General features: G+C 36.4%; 9 protein-coding genes and 1 tRNA gene. 4 read left to right on the forward strand and 6 right to left on the reverse strand.

Annotated elements, in window-relative coordinates; translation table 11 throughout:
- Positions 1 to 10 precede the first annotated feature (10 nt).
- The 3 genes from HHX25_RS00345 to ribB all read left to right on the forward strand — a co-directional run bounded on the left by HHX25_RS00345 (position 11) and on the right by ribB (position 4135).
- Positions 11 to 646: a LolA family protein gene (locus HHX25_RS00345; RefSeq protein ID WP_169668926.1), complete on the forward strand. Its 636-nt coding sequence runs from the start codon at positions 11 to 13 to the stop codon at positions 644 to 646.
- A 178-nt stretch (positions 647 to 824) separates the two neighbouring features.
- On the forward strand, positions 825 to 2837 hold the full coding sequence (locus HHX25_RS00350) for an LptF/LptG family permease (RefSeq protein WP_169668928.1): 2013 nt from the start codon (positions 825 to 827) through the stop codon (positions 2835 to 2837).
- A gap of 134 nt (positions 2838 to 2971) precedes the next feature.
- The gene (gene ribB, locus HHX25_RS00355; protein ID WP_240964185.1) at positions 2972 to 4135 is read left to right on the forward strand and encodes a 3,4-dihydroxy-2-butanone-4-phosphate synthase; all 1164 of its coding nucleotides are present in this window, start codon (positions 2972 to 2974) and stop codon (positions 4133 to 4135) included.
- An 87-nt stretch (positions 4136 to 4222) separates the two neighbouring features.
- Here ribB and HHX25_RS00360 read toward each other — a convergent pair whose 3' ends face one another.
- Positions 4223 to 5422: a DegT/DnrJ/EryC1/StrS family aminotransferase gene (locus HHX25_RS00360; protein WP_169668930.1), complete on the reverse strand. Its 1200-nt coding sequence runs from the start codon at positions 5420 to 5422 to the stop codon at positions 4223 to 4225.
- 24 nt (positions 5423 to 5446) lie between these two features.
- Positions 5447 to 6076 (reverse strand): NAD(P)H-dependent oxidoreductase, encoded by a 630-nt coding sequence (locus tag HHX25_RS00365; RefSeq protein ID WP_169668932.1) that lies wholly within the window; start codon positions 6074 to 6076, stop codon positions 5447 to 5449.
- Positions 6077 to 6293: 217 nt separating this feature from the next.
- On the opposite strand from HHX25_RS00365, the gene HHX25_RS00370 reads away from it, so the two are divergent.
- Positions 6294 to 6378: transfer RNA gene (locus tag HHX25_RS00370), tRNA-Ser, on the forward strand.
- 797 nt (positions 6379 to 7175) lie between these two features.
- Here the strand turns inward: HHX25_RS00370 and HHX25_RS00375 are convergent.
- The 4 genes from HHX25_RS00375 to HHX25_RS00390 all read right to left on the reverse strand — a co-directional run bounded on the left by HHX25_RS00375 (position 7176) and on the right by HHX25_RS00390 (position 22015).
- Positions 7176 to 13745 (reverse strand): T9SS type A sorting domain-containing protein, encoded by a 6570-nt coding sequence (locus HHX25_RS00375; protein ID WP_169668934.1) that lies wholly within the window; start codon positions 13743 to 13745, stop codon positions 7176 to 7178.
- A gap of 10 nt (positions 13746 to 13755) precedes the next feature.
- A complete protein-coding gene (locus HHX25_RS00380) occupies positions 13756 to 15849 on the reverse strand; it encodes a fibronectin type III domain-containing protein (protein WP_169668936.1) in 2094 nt (697 codons plus the stop codon).
- Positions 15839 to 20488: a hypothetical protein gene (locus tag HHX25_RS00385; RefSeq protein ID WP_169668938.1), complete on the reverse strand. Its 4650-nt coding sequence runs from the start codon at positions 20486 to 20488 to the stop codon at positions 15839 to 15841. The genes HHX25_RS00380 and HHX25_RS00385 overlap by 11 nt, the downstream gene beginning before the upstream one ends.
- 345 nt (positions 20489 to 20833) lie before the next feature.
- Positions 20834 to 22015 carry a hypothetical protein gene (locus tag HHX25_RS00390; RefSeq protein ID WP_169668940.1) on the reverse strand — a complete coding sequence of 394 codons (1182 nt, stop codon included), beginning with the start codon at positions 22013 to 22015 and terminating at the stop codon, positions 20834 to 20836.
- Positions 22016 to 22022 lie beyond the last annotated feature (7 nt).

Here is a 22022-nt window from a genome sequence, read left to right on the forward strand (position 1 = left end):
AATTTTGAAAATGAAAAAGATTATTACATACTTATTTATTGCTTTTACAATTAGTGGCCTAGCCCAAAACAAAGCCAAAGCCCTATTAAACGAAGTTTCTAAAAAAGTAAAGGGCTATGAAAACATTTCTATAGACTTTAAATACACACTTGAAAATGCTGCAGAAAATATAAAACAAGAAACCCGAGGCGATGTGGTCATGAAAGGGGATCAATATAAATTAAACATCTTGGGTGTGATTCGTCTTTTTGACGGTAAAACCCTTTATACCATAAGCCCTGAAGATGAAGAAGTCACTATTTCATCAGATAGTGATGATGAAGATGACGCCATAACACCTAGTAAAATGCTATCCTTTTATGAAGATGGGTACATGTACTCCACGGATATTGAACAAAACATAAAAGGTAGAAAAATACAGTACATCAAACTAATACCTATCGATTCAAAATCGGAAATAAAATATATCCTACTGGGTATCGATGTACAGACCAAACATATTTACAATTTAATACAGCTTGGAAAAAACAATACGAAAACAACACTTACTGTTAATTCTTTTAAAACAAATGAACCTTTGTCAAAAACCTTATTTACCTTTGACTCGAGTAAATATCAAGACTATTACATCAACAAATTAGACTAGGGAACAATTTTAATATTAAGGATGGAGTGTAATGCACGTTCATAATTTTATAATTAGATTGTTTAGCAAATGATTAGTAAAATTTAAACGTTCAAAACATTTATGAGCAAAAATTTAGTTGCCAATGAAAATTACTATATAAATCATCTGACTATAAAAAACCAATACGTGTAAGCAGATGAAAATATTAGACCGATACATACTAACTACCTATCTTAAAACTTTTATCAGTGTGTTTTTAATACTCATACTGATATTTATTTTACAGACCATTTGGCTATATATTAAAGAACTTGCGGGTAAAGATCTAGATATTATCGTGATTGCTAAATTTTTAATTTACTTCATGCCCAAGTTAATTCCATTGGTGTTACCCCTAACCATTTTACTGGCATCCATCATGGTATTTGGTTCTTTTGCAGAAAACTATGAGTTCGCCGCCATGAAATCTACAGGTATTTCTTTACAGCGAGCCATGTCTGGTCTTAGTATTTTTATTGTTATACTAGGATTCGTTACTTTTTTATTTTCTAATAATGTAATCCCATGGGCAGAGCTTAACTCATATAACCTGCGCAGAAATATTGCTAAATTAAAACCAGCTATGTTACTTGCTGAAGGGCAGTTTAATGAGGTAGGTACTTATAATATAAAATTTGCAGATAAGCATGGGGATAGGGATCAATATTTAGAAGATATTACCATACATATTAAAGGGAAGAATGGCAGAAAAAATGCCACAACCATAAAGTCTAAAACCGGGGAGCTTGCTAGCGAAAAAGATTCCAATGTTTTAAAACTTATATTGTTGGACGGTAATTACTATACAGATATTTCTCCTAAAAAAACAAAGTCACGAGAAAAAAAGCCCTTTGCTAAAAGTACGTTTGAAAAATACATTATTAATATAGATTTGTCGAAGCTTAATAATGTAGATTTTGATGAAAAATCACAAACAGACAAGTACAATATGCTTGATGTTTTTGGTTTAAACAAAACCATTGATTCACTTTCTATAAAAAGGCAAACGGACCAAAATTTGTTTTCAAAAAGTTTATTTCAAAGATCTGGGCTTTATAGTAAATTTAAAGACAAAAAAATAAAAAGGAGAGGTAAGGATTCTATATATACCGGAAACCTTTTGGATATTTTTAATCCAACAAGAAAGTCTGAACTATTAGATTTAACTAATAAATCAATGACTAGTGCCAAACAAATCGTTATTTCAAAGGAAAAAGCAAGAAAAAATTCTAAAATCATGCTTAACAAGCACATTATTTCATTGCATGAAAAGTTTGCATTAGGTTTTGCCTGTATTATCTTATTCTTTGTTGGTGCTCCATTAGGCGCTTTAATACGTAAAGGAGGTATTGGCCTGCCTATGGTTATCGCTATTCTGCTATTTTTAACGTATCATTTTATAGGTATTTTTGCAACAAACAGTGCAAAAAGTGGCAACCTTAGTCCTATTCTAGCCAGTTGGTTTTCCTCACTCCTTATGTTACCTTTAAGTATATTTTTAACTCGAAGAGCTACTGCCGACAAACCTTTGATTGAAGGTGAAGGTATATTTGAATTCTTGAAGAAATTATTTAAACTTAAAAAGAAAGCGCCTGAATTAGATACGTCTGTATTCAATAATTCTGACACTGAATATATCACTTTAAATACTTATGACAACAATAAGCTTATAAATATTGCTAAAAGCTATAAAGAGTTTGGCTATAAAATTATTTATAGAAATACTGCCTTAGAAATTCTTAATTCCAGAGGTATTACTAATCAGCAATTAAAGTTCTCTGGTAATTTTAACAACAGAGAGTACGAACAAATTATTAATCTTAAAGATAAATATGAAGAAGATGCAAAGTTAACTTTTGTATTGTACTTTATTTCAATTTTCACATCAATACCTGGAGCTATTTTAGACAATAATAACTTTCCAAAAACGGGTACGACACTTTTCTTAATTGGCTGTATAATTGAAGCATTGCTTATATTTTCATTTATAAAGTTTTGTATAAGTCAGTATAATTATTACAAGCATACAGGAAAGAACTTAACAACTGGTAATTTTCTCGTTTATATACTTGGAATTCCCTTATATTTTATTATTTACTTCTTTCAGAAAAAAGAGTTTGAAAAAGATTTAGATTTAGGAACTTTAGATGCAAAAAATAAAAAAGGTTAAATAACAATCCTCTAATATTTATTTTAAATTTTAGTACTAACTCCAAATATTATTTTTTGAAATAATAAACTAAATAATACTACTATAAGATGTTAATTGTTTATAATCTTTAAAATAAGCGATATCTTTGCATTATGATAGCAGATACTATGACACAAAAAACGACTTCCAAGTTTAAGCTAAATACCATACACGAAGCCATTGACGATATTAGAAATGGAAAAGTGATTATAGTTGTTGATGATGAAAATCGTGAAAATGAAGGCGACTTTGTAGCTGCAGCCGATATGGTAACACCACAAATGATAAATTTCATGGCTACGCATGGCAGAGGGCTTATCTGTACACCTCTAACAGAAAACAGGTGCAAGGAACTTCAGCTAAATATGATGGTACGTAACAACACCGATCCTATGGAGACGGCTTTTACAGTATCTGTAGATTTAAGGGGAAATGGGGTAACGACTGGTATTTCTGCCAGCGACAGAGCAAAAACGGTTAAATCCTTAATTGATCCACATACAAAACCATTTGAATTAGCACGTCCAGGACATATTTTTCCTTTGGTAGCTAAAGAAGGTGGAGTTTTAAGAAGAACGGGGCATACAGAAGCTGCCATCGATTTTGCAAGATTAGCAGGTTTACAACCTGCTGGTGTTATTGTTGAAATCATGAATGAAGATGGTACAATGGCTCGTTTACCCGAACTTATGGAAGTTGCCAAAAAACTAGATCTTAAAATTGTTTCCATTGAAGATTTAGTGGCATACAGAATGCAACACGATTCTTTAATTGATAAAAAAGAAGATTTCCAAATTGAAACCCGCTTTGGAAGTTTTAGATTAAGAGCTTACAAACAAACCACTAATAACCAAGTACATATAGCACTAACAAAAGGACATTGGAAAGACAATGAAGAAGTGCTTACTAGAATAAATTCAACTTTGGTCAATAATGATATTCTAGGTACTTTAACCAATAATGTTGACAAACAATTAGTAGACATGTTCAAGGTTATTAACGATGAAGGTAAGGGAGCTATTATATTCATCAATCAGGAATCTCAATCTATGAATATCTTAAAGCGCCTATCCGTTTTAAAAGAGAACCAAAGCTCAGGCAATATATATAAAGCACCAAGAATAAATATGGATACGAGAGATTTTGGTATTGGTGCACAAATACTGCACGACTTAAACATTCACAAGTTAAGATTAATTTCCAACGCCGAAGAACATACTAAGCGTGTTGGCTTAATAGGATATGGCTTAGAGATTGTCGATTATGTGAAGTACTAGGCATTTAAAATGGTTTTGTCATTCCCACATAAGTAAGAATGACAAAATAACTTATTTCTGCAAGTCAAATAATCAGAAGTTGATACACTAGGCGTGTATTATTTCTTTAATTATTTCGACCATTTTACTTGCCCTTTCTTTTACTTCATCTTCTGTCCAAGAAAGCTTCACTAAGCAAGAAATATTTCTGGCAATATAATAATCCGATTGAGAAAATGATTTTGTTTTTAAATAATCAAGACCTTTTTTAATTTCTTCAGAAATCGGAAATAACGATTTCAGATTTGTTAAATGCTCCCATTTTCTAATGTAATGCCAATTATTATCATAATAATGAAAACAAGCATCTACACCATGCTGCTTAAAAGCCTTTGACACGTCTTGGGCTATTTTTAAATCAGGCAAAAAGAAATTTAAAAACGCATAGCTCTCCTCGCCTCCTTCAGGAACCGTTCGAAAGGTGACTTCCGGAATTTGAGATAAGGTTTCTCGAAGTATCGTATAGTTTTTCTTCTGAATTGCTAAAAACTCAGGTAATCGTTTTATTTGAGCTAAGCCTACCGCAGCGTGCAGTTCTGATATTCTAAAATTATAACCTAAAAAGGGGTGCGTTTCCAAACCTCTGTCATACCCAATATGGTCATGACCATGATCACTATAATGATCGGCATGTGTATAATACATTTCATTATTGGTAATTACAGCCCCTCCTTCTCCACTGGTAATTGTTTTTACAAAATCGAAAGAAAAACAACCAAGATCTCCTACACTTCCTAATGGTTTGCCCTTGTAAGTTCCTCCTATAGCTTGGCAAGCATCTTCAACTAATAATAAACCATGTTTATCACACACTGCTTGTATGGCATCCATATTTCCCATACTGCCACACATTTGCACGACCATAACGGCTTTTGTTTTTGGAGTGATGGCCTTCTCAACAGCTTTAGGATCTACAGCCAAGGTATCATCTATATCTACTAAAACTGGAATGGCTCCTAACAACATAATAGCCTCAAAACTTGCCACAAAAGTAAATGCAGGCATAATCACCTCATCTCCCGCCCCTACTCCTGCAGATGCTAATGCCACAGAAACAGCAGCTGTTCCGCTAGAAACAAGTTGGGCATGCTTTGTTTTAAATGATTGTTGTAATGCCGTTTCTAATTCTTTTGATTTCCAATGTCCCTTACGCATGCCATCAAAGCCATAACGCATTAAAACACCATTATCTAAGACATCATTAACTTCCTGACGTTCTAATTCTCCAAATAATTCAAATCCTGGCATAAATAATATAATTGTTTTTTTAATTTATAATTCAATAATAGCGTCATCAATTGACTTTCTAACTTTTTCAAATTCAGCAAACATATCATCATCTGCCCTATAGCCAACTGGTAACAACAATACAGATTTTAAGTTCTGTTTATTTAATTCTAAAATGGTGTCGAATTCCTCTGGCATAAAGCCCTCCATAGGACACGAGTCTATACCCTCTACAGCACAAACCGTTAACAAGTTACCTAATGATATATAAGCCTGGTTCTTAGACCATTGCTGACGTGCCTCAACAGTCATGTTTTTCATCATATCTATAAGTTCTAACCTGTAAGGCTCTAAAATAGTATCTGATGTGTTTCTAATGGCCTTAATATTATCATAATAGGCATTAACATCGGCTGTGCTAATGTCTCTTTGAATACAAATTACGAGTAAATGAGAAGCGTCTAAAACCTGTTTCTGATTATACGAATGTTTAACTAACGAACCTCTTAAGACTTCGTTTTCAATAACTACCAGTTTAATAGTTTGAAGCCCAAAGGAAGTCGCAGTTAAGTTAAAAGCCCTTTTTAAAATATCTAGCTTTGTCTTAGAAAGTTTTTTATTTCTATCAAATTTTTTAGTAGCGTAGCGCCATTGTAACTGTTTTATAGTATCCATTTTATATCTATATGTGTACAAAAATAAGGTTTTGAGATTTTGTTTTTTACAATATTAACAGATAAAATAATTCTCATAAATGCTCTAAAATTATTTTTTCAAAAAGTTTGCATTTTATTTGAAAGAATTAAAAAAGCGTTCTATATTTGCACCCGCCTACGAGAAAAGAATTTTTCTTTATTAGGCAAGCCTGCTAAAGGCAAACGCAAAAGACACTGGAGAAATGGCAGAGTGGTCGAATGCGGCAGTCTTGAAAACTGTTGAGGGTCACACCTCCGGGGGTTCGAATCCCTCTTTCTCCGCTGAGAATTTACTGAATTCTACTAAAAGCCTGTAAACATAATGTTTACAGGCTTTTTAATTTTATTTAATATCAAATATCAGCATAAAATGGATCAATCTCAAAAGCAAAACAGGCAATACAGAGAAAGCAAATATTTACTTAAGAATAACTAGTAAAGGTCAAAGAACTGAATTAAGTATTGCAGAGGCCAGAAAAAGATTTATTGCAAGCTCTCCTATCTATTTTACAAAGGAACTGTCTTTTCTACAACTACATCATGATAAAAATGACCCTTTTGTATCCGTGTCTTTTGCAAAAAATCTGATTAAAAAAAAGATAAGAGTCAGTTTTGTCACTATTTTTACAACGAAGGCATTCATGGTTTTTGGGATGATGATAATTATTGGAAACGAGTTCAAGAGTTTTTGGGATCTTGGATAAAATAGGATAATTTCCATGAACTTCCTATCTAGTTAACGATGCAAAATTTCGCAAGGTTCTAATTAACTCTTAAGTATTCATATAAAACCCAGCATAAACCACCTCTTGAATTACTTCATTGTTTTTAAATCTGGTTACAAAACACTGTAGTAAACTTATTTATAGATAGTTAAAAATATTTTTTTAACTATCTTCTATTTCTATAATTATCAGCCTCCAACTTATTCTATTGATTTGATAAAATTTATCGATATGTTGCTATTTATCAATAAGTCTTGTTTTAAATTTTCTGTTTGCAGTTACCTGACATTATACCGATTTATAACAGCATCAATAGAGGCGCCCTTACCAATTACAACTTTAGTTCTTATAAAATCATTTTTTTATTAATTTTCTAACCTGACTTTGACCTTGAGTTTCTAGCAAGACAAAATAGATTCCCGTAGGCAACCCAGACAGATCATATTCTTTTATGTAGTGATCACTACCTTGTTGACGGTCATAAACAACCTGATGATTATTCACCATATCAAAAACCTTGATACTTATGGGAAGCACCTCCCTTAATGCAACATCCACGCTAAACCTACCATCAGATGTTGGGTTAGGGTACACCATGTATTCAAATTTAGCTACTACCCCCAATCCTTTTCCAGTTTCTGCTTCTTCTTCATACTCCCGCTCCACAACAATAACTCGTTTGGTACTTATATCTGTACATAATCCCCTTTCTATGAACATAGATATTTCATATTCTCCAGGAGTATCAATAGTAAACTCTGCATAGTTGTTATCCTCGAAGGATACCTGTGCCTGTTCTGGAAAAAGCCATTCCACCTGATCGGCAATTGGATCACTTATATTTACTAACACAAATTTCTCTCCAGCAAAAACCTGGGTTGAAGCAATAAACTCTGATCTGATAACGTCATTACTACGATCTACGAAAATACTTCCCGTAGCTTCACAACCTTCCGAGCTTGTTACCAATACCTCATAAATACCAGAATCGTAAACTTCTACTATGGGGTTGTTACTTGTAAAGCCATTAGTAGCACTCCACTGATAGGTAGCCCCAACATCTGCGATACTGGCATCCAAAATCGTAGTCTGATCTACACAAAGCGTGACATCCTCACCTAAATCAACAATTAATTGCTCAGGATTACCTACCCTGATCTGCTGGGTAAGCTGACACCCCTTAGCGTCAGTTATGACCACTTCATAGTCCCCTGCACAAATATTGTTTAGATCCCTTTCAGTAACACCTGTGTTCCACTCATAATTATAGGGCGGTACCCCTCCAGTTAAATCCAGGGTAATACTACCGTCACATCCATCATGGCAAATTGGCATTACAGTATTATAAGCTAACCTTAACTGCTCGGGTACGGTTATTGTAACCTCTCCTTGAGTCGTACAACCTCTGGAATCTGTTATAGAAATGCTATAAGTCCCTGCTAATACCTCTTCCAATTGTTGCTTATTTGCACCTGTGTTCCAACGGTATCGGTAAGGAGGTGTACCACCCTCAACCAAGGCACCAATCGTCCAATCATCCTCATTTCCACAATTAATATAGTCTGCTTCAAAGCTAACAACCAATCTATCCGGTTCTTCCAATTCAAAAGGTTCACTTTGAACCATAGTTCCAATAGCATCAGTAATCGACACATAATATATGCCTGCTCCAACCCTAGACAAAACAGGATTATTTGTTTCCAGAAGTTGGTTATTTGTTGCATTATACCATTGATATTCATATTCAAGTCTTGAGTTAAATGGTACACCTCCGTTGACAATAGCTACAATATTGCCCGTTTCTGTATTACCATGACAAGAGATGACACTTTGCTGCTCAATAACCACTTCTAAAGCTGGTGGTACAAACAGATCGATATCGTCAATGATCAACTCACAATTATTGGCATCAGTAATGGTTAATGCATATTTCTCTGGTCCTATATTATCCAATCTACTTGCGGTAAATGGCAGTAAATCCCCTGTTTCATTATACCACTGATACTGGTATGGAAAAACGCCTCCTCTTACATCGACAATAACCCTTCCATCCCTTACAGTACTGGAAGAAGGATATTGACGATCGATATCTGCAAACAAACTGTTTGGTTGTTCTACCTCAATTTCAGCCCTTACTTCGCAAAAATTAGCATCGGTAACTATAACCGTATATATTCCTGATCTAAGATCACCAATATCTTCTGTTTGCTCTCCATTACTCCAACTATATTCATAAGGAGGTACCCCTCCAATTACCGAAATATCGATTCTACCATCTGTATCATTATGACATAGCATGTGGGTAACATTTTCTGAAAGAGATAGTCTATCGGGCTGAGTTACTTCATAGGTATCATTGGCTGTATTACCGTTTTCATCAGTAATCACAACCATATAGGTTCCTTCTTTTACCAATCCCAAATCACTTTCCGTAGAAATAATCACTCCTGGGTTATCTTCATTAAACCATTGGTAAGTATACATCCCAACGCCTCCTCTGGTATTAGTCGTTAAAGGCATCACCGTTTCCTCGTCGTAACACTGAATGCCTTCTGCTTCAGTTAATGGAATAATGTCTATTAATAGTTGCTCGGGTTCAGTGATTGTCTGAACAAGGGATTCTGTACAGCCATTCGCATCGGTTACCAAAAGCGCATAGGTACCAATACTTAAATCATCGATATCTTCCGTGTCTTCTGAATAGGTTGCATCATCACTATTGGTCCATGCATAAGTATACGGAGCTGTTCCTCCGGTAACTTCCAAAGAAATACTTCCATTAGCAGTTTGGTAGCCAGAAAGATTGGTAGCCTGAACATTGATGATCTCCAAAGGAGCATCCGGCTCGGTAATAACCACAGGTGCCAGTAATGAGGCGGTACACAGATTGTCATCAACCACCACCACTTCGTAAGTTCCTGCTCCAATATCCCGAAGGTCTTCAGTAATGCCCGTATATCCAGGATCTTCGACTTTTGACCACCTGATTGTATACGGTAAATTTTCCCCAGTGTTAGGATCTACAGGGCCTCCAGTAACCGTTATATTAATAGCACCAGTAGATTGACCATGACACAATACCTGTGTAGGATCGCCATCTAATGTGACTATCAGTTCATCTGGCTGTGTAAGTTCTATAGATGTCTCTGCTATTGTTCCTTCAACATCTTCTACTTCTACTCTATATCTACCAGCACCAAGATCGGGCAAACGCACCAAACCATTACCGCTGGTCATTAAATTTGCTATACTGCCTTCCATTCTATACCATCTAAACTCAAAATCATCTGGGGTAGCATTAAAAGGATAGCCTCCTTGAACCTCAACCCTTAACTCAATATTTTCATCTCCGTAACAACGAATAGATAACGGGTCTACAAACTCGATTTCCAGTGGAGCGGGTTGTAAAACCTCAAAATTAGCCTGCACACTACAATGGTTACTATCGGTAACAGTAACTGTATAAGTTCCTGACGATAAATCCCGGATATCTTCTGTAGTCGCTGTAAAAGTAGCGTTCCCTTCCAGGCTCCATAAATACGTATAAGGGGCTGCTCCTAAAGATACCGATATGTCCAGCGCACCATTAGTCCCTCCAACAGTGGTTGCTGGGTCGTTGTTGATTAACTCAATATCCATAGAAACTGGCTGCTCTAATTCAACGTTTACTGGACTATCTATAGTGCAATTATTACTGTCACGAAGCCAAACGTTATATTCCTGACTCGTTAATCTATTAATCGTATTGTTGACCAAACCTGAGATGGGCGAAAAGTTATTTCCATCCAACGAATAAAAATAAGGTGCTGTTCCCCCTTGTGGTGATAAGCTAATTGTGCCATCATCACCACTAAAACAGCTAACATCTGTCTTTGATAATGATAGAGCCAGTAGATTTGGTTCAGTAAGGTTTTGCTCAGTAGTTATACTGGTATAATCATCCCAAACCTCTACCCGATAAGTTCCTACAGGCTGATTTTCTATCGTTGCTGCAGTTTGTCCATTTATTCGTCTAAACGCACCGCTTTCCCTCACAAACCACTGATAGCGATATTGACCACTTACGTCTAATAATCCACCTCTAACAATGGCTGTAAGATTCCCAGTGCCTTCAAAACAGGGGATTGCACTGGTTATATTTACAGAAGCTTCTAATCTGTCCGGCTCTGTTACTTCAAAACGCTCTTCAATGGAACAGTTATTACGGTCAAAGATTCTTATAGTATAGCGGCCAGCTTGTAAATCTCTAATGTTCTGCCTGTCAGAACTAAATGCAGCATCATTTTCCTTAGACCATTCGTAACGATATCTTCCAGTTCCCCCTGCAACCTCTATGTTAATACGACCTTCGTTACCTCCAAACACGGTATTATTTGTTACATTATTGGAGCTAATGTAGAGTTCGTCGGGTCGATCCAAATTGTAAACGGCACTGGGTTCTGAAATACAGACCCTAGTTAAGACATCCCTGACTGCAAAGCGGTATCCAGCAGATGAATAAGAGACCGATATTCGATTGGAACTTTGCCAAACGGTAGCATTCCCATTCCAAACCCCATATTCGTAATTACCAGAACCCCCTCTTGCCGTGATGGTGGCCATTGCAGTACCATTGTAACATAGTAACTCAGAGACATCAACGCGTTCAACCTGAACCTCTGGCAATAATCCAATAGAAATATTATCTCGACTACCAAATCCTGATGAGGAAGTTACTTCTACAGAATATCCAGTTCCCGCTCCTCTGGTTAAGGAACTTGTTGTTTCTCTGGGAATGACTGAACCATTTTGATACCAGGTAAATGTATAAGGGCCAGAAGTACCTCTTACATTAAGAACCCGTATGCTACCATTATTTACCCCATTACAGGATGCCAGGGTTGTTTCTATATCAAAACTGATAGGCCTTGGATCTCTAAGCACTGCAAGAGGCAATGTTTGCTCACAATCGTTACCATCATGATAATTAATGGTATAGGTGCCTTCAGGCAGCTCCCGTAAAACAATATTTCCTCTGGAAGTAAGGTTTTGATAACCTGAAACTGGTGTACCGTTACGCAAAACCGAATATCTATATCCAAAACGTCCAGACGGTGTTCCTCCTCTAATAGATGCCACCTCTATGACGCCATTTCTCTCACCTGGTCTTGTAGGATGCTGTATCCTGTCTATAGGGACATTATGAGAAATGCGGCTGGGTATGCCATTTATACTTACATTAACAGTTCTATTAGGGGCTCTCGGGTTAGCACGTTGACCACAACCATTAGCATCAACTACCTCAACACGATAAGGATTTGAATTTGATCTGGGCGCTAAACCACTTACTGTAGTCGTATTACTTCTTCCTGAGAAGCCAATCCATCTTCCACCATTAATACGATAACGATAAGGTGCTCTACCAGAATTTACCCGTATCTGAAAACTACCATCACTTACACCATAACATGTTTGGCTAGTAATATTATTAACAGACCAATCTAAAGCAGCTGGTGCCGTAACCTCAAAAAAGTAATATTTAGGTAGGCAGGATGGTGTATTATTACCAGTATCGCTTGTTTCGTAAGACGTAACGACTATGGCATAGTGACCACCTGCGAAATGATCAGGGTCACTACCAGCATTTAAATCCCAATTGTACCAACCCGATCCCAGATTCGAATTTCTTACATTAACCACATTTTTATACTCATTGGGATATCTTTGGTTGACACGACGATTAAATTCCTGATTTGTAATTCCCAGGCTTTGTGCAGAATCGCTATTTCTGTAAGGGGACTGACCAACTGCCAGCCGCTTTAAGGATATTGAAATTTTTTGATTAGAGGCTATGCCGCCTGCAAAAGGAATTCGAATACGGTTAAACTCACTATAAGAACAAGACGGTTGTATTACCTGTGGTGGACCTGAAACAGAAGGAGCATCAGGGAGAAATCTTAAACTTAAAGCATTAGAATCTGGACCACGATCATAGCAACTTGGATTAAGTCTTACCTGCACAGTCTGCCCCACTAGCTCATTACGATCATTAGCATTGGAATATAAGTCGGTTGGTCTTAATCTAATATTAGATTGGCCATCCTTATTCGTTATAGGTCGCCATACGGGCACCTGTACAGTTTGAGGTCCCGAAAAATTCCTTAAATCTTCCCGAGCTTGATACAGAATACTACGTTCTCTTTGGCAGTATCTTCCAGTATATGCCTCACAAAAATCAACAGCTCGTCGTGCTTCACTAACCCTGTGTCGTAAACTTAAAAGTTCGGGATTCTGTCGAGTTTCAGTATGAATATTATCTAAAAATTCCCAATTATATGTGCGCGAAGGATTCGAATACCCACGACCTACCAAAATTTCCGAGCCATTCGAAGAACAAACATTTTGTATCGCATTACTTGGAGTCCCGTCGGCAAAACCAATGGATGGTTTTGGAACTATCCTAATCTCAGCCCAATTTTCATCATCACCCCCATGTCCAGGGAACAAAGTATTTGCCCGAACACCTCCCCCGTCTGAATTTACAATTCTCCTAAAATAGCAATCATAATTATTTATTCTATAAGTCGTTAAACCTTCGTCTTGGCTTAATAACCTACGGCATCCATTCCAATTACTTCTTCTAGCTCTGGAACGAAATCTAATTGAAACTGGCCTATTACCATATGAAAAAGTATAAGGTGCGGTAATAAACGTTCTATTAGAATATCGATTATTAGTAGAATCAAACCCAAATATAGTTTCTGTTCTACCAGATGCCAGAGTTATTATAATATCCTGAAGCCCGTGAGAATTACAAGTAGCACTCCCTTGACCTATGCGTCCGTTAACATACAAAACATATTCTCTATCGTTACCATGTTGTTGTGAAAAACCATAATTCACAAAACAAAATAAGGTCAAGACTATTAAAATAATATTTTTCATACTTAATAAATCAATATTTAATTTCTTCTTTAGTCATTTTTGATCGACTGCCATTATCGAAAACAGCTTGTAACAAATATGTATAGCTGGTGTTGATTAATAAATCACTATCCAGATACTGCTTTTCATCATTTTCAAAAACCCTATACAAGGTCGGTTGCTCGCCTTCTTTCGCTTTAAAAAGTTGCATTTCTGTTACCCCTTTTTCTCTATAATTCCAGCTTAAAAGAATATGCTTTAATTCTCTGTTTGTCGTTGCTGTAAAACGACTAATTTCGGGTTTGACTTTGCTTGTAGGAGTTGAAATGCTTATAGGCCTTACAGGTTCCGATTCCAGACCAGATTCATCCATTGTTAATAAGGTGTACAAATAGTGGGTACTTTCTTTTACATAGGTGTCTGCATGTGATTTAATAGAGATATCTTTATCTGCTATTAATTGCCAGTCTTCTGCTTTTCCTTTTTCTTTTCTGTAAATTAAAGTTTTAGTGGCATCTTCACTGCTACTGGGTATCCAATTAAGGAAAACCTTTCCGCCTTCGGTTTTGAATTTAGTAAAAACAGGAGGCGTGGGCGGAATAATATCTGGCCGTTTAAGTTCCAGTATTTCTGAAAAACCAGAGGGATTGTAGCGCTTATCAAATGCCTGTACCTTATAATATACCTTTTTCACCAATGTTTTTATGGGGATGGTATCTGTAATGGTATTTTGGGGAATCGGCTTAAACGTAATCTGAGTAAACTCCTCACCTTCCAGATTGGCTCGAAATACCCGGTATCCCAGTAAATCTGGTTCTAAATTCTTAGTCCATTGTAAGGTTACCACCCCTGTAGAATCAATCTCACCAATCAATCCTCTGGGGTCTAACGGTGGTATGGCATCATCTGGCTGTACCATTGCTGGAAATGAATGTCGTTTAGAACCATCTAGACCTACGGCGGTGACACTGTAATAATTAATAATCTGAATATCTGGTACAATGGCCGAACGTAAATTTTTATCAATTTTAGAAATCACAGGCACAAAATGGCCTTTTACTTCATCTGCCCTTACCACTTGAAAGTGTGATAAACCTTCCAGACCTTCCTCAGGAAATTCCCAGGTAATTACAGCGCTTTTTTGATCTTTAGACAACGATGTATTAATTATGGCTGGGTTAAAATATTGCCCCTTTTGCCCCATCCCTTTTACCAATACTGATGCAGGGCCTACTTCTCCGAAGGGTGAAATTCCTTTAATGCGATATTGATATTCTTTGTTGTTTTGCGGCAGGCTATCCATATAGACCATCCGCCCTGTATTTTGAATTTCGGGATCGCTTAAAGGTGTTAGTGGTTCTTTAGAAACTTGTTGAAAGGTACTTCCCTGGTCGGACGAACGCTCCAAAATATAACTATTGTATTGAGACTCCAGAATTTTATAGTTCCAGGTTAGTAAAACATTATGGTCTTTAAAAACCCCTACAAATTCTTGTGGCTTGGGTAAATTCTTAACATCTGATAACCCAATATATGCAACCCCTGGTTTTATTGTCATTTTTTCGATTGGAATTGCAGGAATAATTTTATAAAGGTATTTTTCGCCTGAAATCAATGAAACATCCTCAAATGCAAGACCTGAAAACTCAGCGACTCCATAATTTAAATCGGCCGCATATAATGCAAAAGCAAAGCGTTGTTCTAATATCTGTGCCTGATTGAGAATTTGCATCATAGGGTTTCCCCCTTCCTGCATATCTACCTCAAAATCTTCTCCATAGAGTGCCTGGGCTGCTATGGCTGCCATATCGTTTTGCTCTGTGAAGGACTCCCATTCCATCATGGGTCTGGGCTTAATGGGTGCATTGTTAAGACGTTTTATTTCCCTTGGTTCCAGGATAACATCACCTCGTAAAATAGTATGCCTTTCAATGTAATAGCCATATTGGTTGGCATATTTCCATAGCGTAGGGGTATTAGGAGCCCACCTTAACTTAACAGTATTGTTAATAACCCTTGCCCTAACCATAATAGCAGGGGTATCATCTCCTATGGGCTGCTGCGCATAACTAGATTTTAAACAAAATCCAGCTAAAAAAAGAAACAGTATGATTTTAGTTTTCATCGGGGCCATATTGTTTATTAAAATATTTGACTTTACGCTTTCTTCCATTTTCCATACTTCCAGGAAGGAAATATTTAAATTCGGTATCATAATTGCCATATTCCATCATTGGGAAAGGCCCTTTTAGCAAATCCAGATAAAGACCTAATTGCGACCCTTTAATATCAGAATTAACCAGTTTAACAGCCAAATCTTCATAATCCTCATAGAAATAGTAAGTGAGATTGTATCTGTAGGGGTTATTCTGCTTAAGATCTGTAGGAACATTATTTTCAAGATAGGTTAAATACCAGGTCATTGGCTCTACCCCTTCTACTGGAGGCACCCCAACTTTTTCTGTATTCCGATCTACTGTTATATTTCCTGCCAGAGGGTAATTTTCATAAATTAATGGGTATATTTTATCTTTATAGTAGGTATTATTCAATAGGGCTCGTACCTGAACTAAAGGTTTCCCTCCAGTGAATCTTGTCCCTACTAATTCCTGAATATCAAATGGCTCTAAAGGATGTATTTTATTGGATAATGTCAAACCATAAGGTATGCTCGTAAATTCGTAAGAATCGTCATGCTTTTTCATATCGTCAAGCTTCCTCTGGAACGTCTTGTATGCGCTACTTTTAAATCCATAATTAAGGAGTTCTCTTTCGTCTCCCCTTACCTTTAATTCACTAATTACATTGGTACGAATAGAGACCGAATTTCCTTCCTCGCCGTTCTTATCATTACCCAACTCTGTTGTTGTATAACTTTCTGATACATCTTTCCCTTTTTGTGTTTCGGGAGGCACTACAGACAACATCAAACTATAGTTACTATTCAATTCCATATTTTTGGGCAACTCGAAAGCCAACTGTTTCTTAGCAGCATGGTATATAAAATCTATTTTGGTTTCGTTGCCAAATTCTGGTTTCATTGTCACAGTCTTACGCCAATTTGGAATGGGTTCGAAAAGATAAGATTGTCCGCGCTTTAAGTTTACATATCCGTTTCTATATTGATCTGCATAAAAATTTTGCTGATCGATCACGGGATACATATAAGCAATATTAGAAAGCGGAATATTATCTGGAGCCTCAGCTGTTTCAAATGCAAATTCTTTAGATTCGGTAGCGGTTGCTCCTTTATCCTTAATAACCTGCCACCTACCATTAACAAATTCTTCAAAATGCACCTGAACAACACCATTAAGCTTACTTTTAGGTGGCAAGATTTCATGAGAGTAGAAAGTGGCCAGGTCATTCCCCATATTCCATTCCACTTCTCCGTGAATAGGTTGACTATTTTTACTTATCTCAAACTTATCTAATATAATTTTATAACGATGGTCCCCTTCATCATCAGGGAGTTCAAACACCTTATTAACAGGAAGATTAAACGACACTTGCGGTACTGCAAATACATCGACATCTTTCGCATCTTTTTTGGGTTGGATATCACCAATAACAACGATTCCATCCAACGCACTTTCTCCTACGACCTCACATTTATCACCAACTTCTATTTTAAACCTAAAACTACCTTTAACCAGGCCTCCTAAAAGTCTGTACTTCCCTTTAAGGTATCCTCTTAACCAGGTCGGGTTAGGAAGCCTTGCCTGTACCAGTACAGCACCGCTACCAGAAAACACATTGACTTTCTTTCGTCTGCCAAAGATTTTGATTTTAAGTCCAACATGCCCTTGTAAATAAGCATATGCCTGTCCATTGGCATACCAGCCATCCATACCGATAGGTCCTGAAGATCCTTTACAATGCGCTTCTCCATAGTCCTTTAACATAAAATCAAAACCAAATCCAGCATCAAAGCGTGCATAGAAAATCAAGAACCGTAAATCTCCAGTAGACATGGCCCAATGCATCCCCATGGCCATTCCTGTTCCAGAATCCAGTTTATTAAGATCTCTGGTGTAATCTAGTTTTGCGGCATCTACCCCCAGTAGTTTTGCCACCATGGCTGGTGGAGGCGGACTTCCTGGCAAATCCTTACCTGTCATAAAATAAGCACGGGTCTCTTCTTTTAAAATGCCTATATTCATTTTAGTTCCAATAGGATCTTCTGGAGTACCTATAAGGAGGTGCCAAGTGTCTGGGCCGACATAAAAATCCAACCAACCAGCCCTGCCGTTAGGACCGATACCTTTTAGAAAACCTAAATTAATATACAGCTCTGAAGTAGCATGGAATACGCTATTCACAAAATCGTGCTTTATAAAAACGTTAGCAGCAATACGCCCCTCTGGTTGATATGAAGCCAATACCGTATCAACTCCTTCAGAGATACCACCCAATTTATCTGTTAACCTTTGATAGAAGTTATTCGGGATACTGGAAATTAAGTTTCCTTCTCCTTTAAAGTAAATTTCCTCTAAACCACCAGATCTTCTAAAAGACATACCGAACTCTAAAGTCGCATTAAATAATTCCTCAGAATTTTGAGTGATGATACCCACACTCGCTTTCATCCCAAAGTTATTTTGTTCACTAGGCTCGTAAATGACTCCCGAAATTGAGGTCCCAATATTTTCGTAAGCGCCGTTCGGATTTCTATCAATCCCAGCCATTTTCATTCGATTATAAAAGCCTCCTCCGAAGTAATTTATAGCGAACCCTGTAAAAATGGGAATGGGTGTGGGTAAAGTTACTCCTGCATCTGCATACCAATAGCGAAATGTATCTGTACGACCAAAAAGCGCCTTGGCTTCAACTTCAAGTTTCATACCCATACTAAACTTCGCCCCGACTGCCCCAGCAAAGCCTTTGCCATAAGTAGGATCGTCCTCGAATATAAAAATGGCGCCTTTTAGTTCCAGACCAGCAACTTCCATCTGAACGTTGAGGCGTTCTATATCGATCCCATCATATTTCCATCGTTCACGACCTTGGTCATCTTCTAATTTTGCTTTTATAGCGAGTTTGCAACCTCCTCCATTTCCACCATCTTTTTCAGATGTTAGATTCACACTAAAATCTACGACCAGCTCTGCCTGTTCGCCTTTTAATCTTAGACCAATCTCATTTAAACTTACCGGGAAATTGGCTAGTTTTTGTTTTCCCTTATATCCAAAATATTCTACAGCGAACTTGGGAGATTCGGTCTGGATAACCATTTTTTCAAAAACAATGCCTTTAAAATTAACAGTTTTATCGCCAGAAGATGAGGATCCTTTTTTAAGTCCCGAAGCAATGCTTACAGATCCATTTAAATGGGCTTTGGGCCTAAATTTATCTTCTTTAATTGACATTTCCACAAAGGAATCTGGAGTAAGATTAACCTTAGCGTTCCAAACATCAAAGTCTAGATCTTCTGTATTGGAAACCTGAAAAGTATACTCGTTTGGCTGGATGAAAGCGTTATATTTTAAGCGCCCTATTTTCGAGACTGGTAAAATCATTTCACCATTAAATGCTCCTTCTATAATCGCATTTCTTTGCAATCCGATTTTAAAATAATCTAATGAGAATTGCCATTTAGAAGCGGAGCCTTCGTCTATAGATAAAATATGTTCTCCTTCAAATGTTCCTGTGACTCCCGCATCGTCAATAATCATTTTTGTACCAGCGAAAGCAATTCTATCATTTTTATTATTCTTTTTGAATGCCTTAGGCAGCAATACCTTTAAACTTTCAACGTATACCCCTCGCCACAAATTAGGAGTATTGGGATAATACGTGTTGATATAACTCGCTGGTACAGCTTCATCATTTCTAAGATCACTAAAATCCAGTACTGCTGTGTTTAATTTAAAAGTAGTGCCTTCCAACCCTTTGACCCCAAATTCTGGTAACGAAATATTAACGACCCAATCATTCCAATCGGCCACTTGGGTCTTAAAAGAACCCTCCACTCTCTTGGCTTCAATTTTCTTTCCATCTTCATTGACTGGAAAAATCAAATCATTGTGAAAAGAGACATTGGCATCGATAAACAACTCCTTAAAACCATTACAATCCATAGTGGCATAGGTTTTCGGGTCGGTAAAACCACCATTCAGAGTCAGTAATATTTTTTCTTTATTAATGTTAATGGTGAATTTTGATATTAGATTTAGTTTGGCATCTCCTACTATACCACCGTCATGGGACAACTTAATATCCTGTGCTCCCAGAATCAGGGTTCCCCTTGCTGTTTCTACTTTTAAAAATGCTGTTAATTCTGCATAGGATGGTTTAAAACTAGCTTTTGCTATACCCACAGTATACTTGGTATTGCTTACAGTTTTAGGAGTAATTGCAACTGGAAGTTGTGATAACTTATCACCGCTAAGGACATCAATATAGTTTTGGGCGGCTTCAATTTTGGCAAAAGTGCTTTGTGCCAATTCCAACCACTTTTGGTTCTCTTTTGCATTTGCACCATCAAAATGAAAGCCTCTTGTTTTCTTTTTAACAGCTTTTACGACCTTTAAAGGAACAGGTGGATCATATTTCTCGAGAGTTGTAAACTTCCGGGATGTTTTTAGAGGCCGTGCTGTCTTCTTAACTTTTTTAGTGTTTTTAGCTTTGCTACTAATTTTTATAGCATGCCCTGTGAAACTTTTATTGGTTTCTGCTTTTAACTGGCTAAATGAACCAACTATTAAAACCATGACCAGAAACAGGCTTACTTTATTAATTATCAAAATTTTACTCTCATTCATAGTTTAAAATTTCTTTATCTTTTTAATCCATATACAAGATACAAGGCATACATATTTTTGTAGTACAATATTACATATAGCAGATTTTTCTTAATACACGGAAAACAGGGTTTTTCTTTGGCTACAAACTGGGGATTTACCTTTCTTCAATGGTATTGTAGTTTCCTTTTGCTAATTCAATATCTTTTGATATATTATATTCTTTTAGCAAATGCTACATTATACAGGCAGCTTTAGGTAACTATTCTCCTTATAAGTAATGAGTTTTTTATTCAGGAAAGACTCAATAATGTGTTAAGTTGAAATTAGCAACATTATAAAAAACCAGAACCAAATTTTATTATTTTAATCTGATTCTGTTTGCTTTGAATCAGGCTTTTCAAATACCTTAAAATCGCTACTTGTTATTTCAAGTTGTCTAAACACTTCAGCTACTTCATTTAGATTATCAATAGAAGGCATGTAATGTCCACTAAAATTAGAAACCTCTGTGATTTGTCCATTTTCAAAAATTAACTTTCCAGCAGAAATAACCGTACGAGATTCTCCAGACAAATTATAGTGACCATGGCCAATTCTGAGTTTTCCATCATTTGTAATTACAAAATTTATATCGTATATCCCTTTATCAAAAGCTTTCCAATTATGTTTCCCATTACTATCTACAACTAAGTGTTGAACTTTACCGTCCTGTATCCTTATTTCATACGCACCAAATTTTCCTGTGCCAGAAAATTGAGAACTACTAATCTTAGCAGTCACAATAGGTACTCTACTTAATAGCGCATCTGGAATTTTTATTCCCTTATATAATTTTATCGGATAAAGTATAGCTTTTACATAAGCGCTTTTATCAAGTTTATCTTTTACAAATCGGTTAAAAGACTCTAAAGTAAAAGAAAAGTTCTCTTTCTTTATTTTTTTAACATAAGAAGCCATCGCTCTTAGGCTATTTACTTCATTTCTCAACGCATCACTTACTTTTATATCATAAAATATACTCCATGCATTCAATAAATCTTCATCTGTTCCCAAAGCTTTTGCCAATTCATCCGAAGATTTTAGGTCTTGTTCTAAATGTTTCTTTTTTGTGGTTGAGTAGTCCACATTATCTAATAATTCATCAATCGGACGAGGTAAAGTCAATTTAGGTGGGGTTAATTTCTGGAGAAACCAACCTTCGAAACCTAAACCAGATTCTTTTATTTCTCTAATAACATCATCAACTCTTGCATCTGTAGTGCTTAGATATTCTTCTATTTTTTCAAGAATACTAATGCTCATTCTATTAGTATTAGGGTCTGCCTCATACAATACTCTCCAAGCATCATAGGCATCATCTCCTTTATCTATGAAATGATTTAATACTTTTTGCTCTGAATTAACTTTTGCCCCCTCTAATCTTTGTATCTCTTCAATACATATATCTATAGTAGAGCACTGAGCATAAGAATTCAGATCCCATAATACCATATAGAAAATAAATACTATAGGTATCAACCTAAACATGTTACTTTTTAATTTCATATCTATA

Origin of the sequence: Flavivirga algicola, assembly GCF_012910715.1 — a bacterium.
In the GTDB taxonomy this organism is placed as follows: domain Bacteria; phylum Bacteroidota; class Bacteroidia; order Flavobacteriales; family Flavobacteriaceae; genus Flavivirga; species Flavivirga algicola.

What these genes read in the sequence shown, in the direction of transcription:
- HHX25_RS00345 (WP_169668926.1), top strand. Translation starts at nt 11, where the DNA reads ATGAAAAAGATTATTACATACTTATTTATTGCTTTTACAATTAGTGGC.
- HHX25_RS00350 (WP_169668928.1), top strand. Translation starts at nt 825, where the DNA reads ATGAAAATATTAGACCGATACATACTAACTACCTATCTTAAAACTTTT.
- ribB (WP_240964185.1), top strand. Translation starts at nt 2,972, where the DNA reads ATGATAGCAGATACTATGACACAAAAAACGACTTCCAAGTTTAAGCTA.
- HHX25_RS00360 (WP_169668930.1), bottom strand. Translation starts at nt 5,422, where the DNA reads ATGCCAGGATTTGAATTATTTGGAGAATTAGAACGTCAGGAAGTTAAT.
- HHX25_RS00365 (WP_169668932.1), bottom strand. Translation starts at nt 6,076, where the DNA reads ATGGATACTATAAAACAGTTACAATGGCGCTACGCTACTAAAAAATTT.
- HHX25_RS00375 (WP_169668934.1), bottom strand. Translation starts at nt 13,745, where the DNA reads ATGAAAAATATTATTTTAATAGTCTTGACCTTATTTTGTTTTGTGAAT.
- HHX25_RS00380 (WP_169668936.1), bottom strand. Translation starts at nt 15,849, where the DNA reads ATGAAAACTAAAATCATACTGTTTCTTTTTTTAGCTGGATTTTGTTTA.
- HHX25_RS00385 (WP_169668938.1), bottom strand. Translation starts at nt 20,488, where the DNA reads ATGAATGAGAGTAAAATTTTGATAATTAATAAAGTAAGCCTGTTTCTG.
- HHX25_RS00390 (WP_169668940.1), bottom strand. Translation starts at nt 22,015, where the DNA reads ATGAAATTAAAAAGTAACATGTTTAGGTTGATACCTATAGTATTTATT.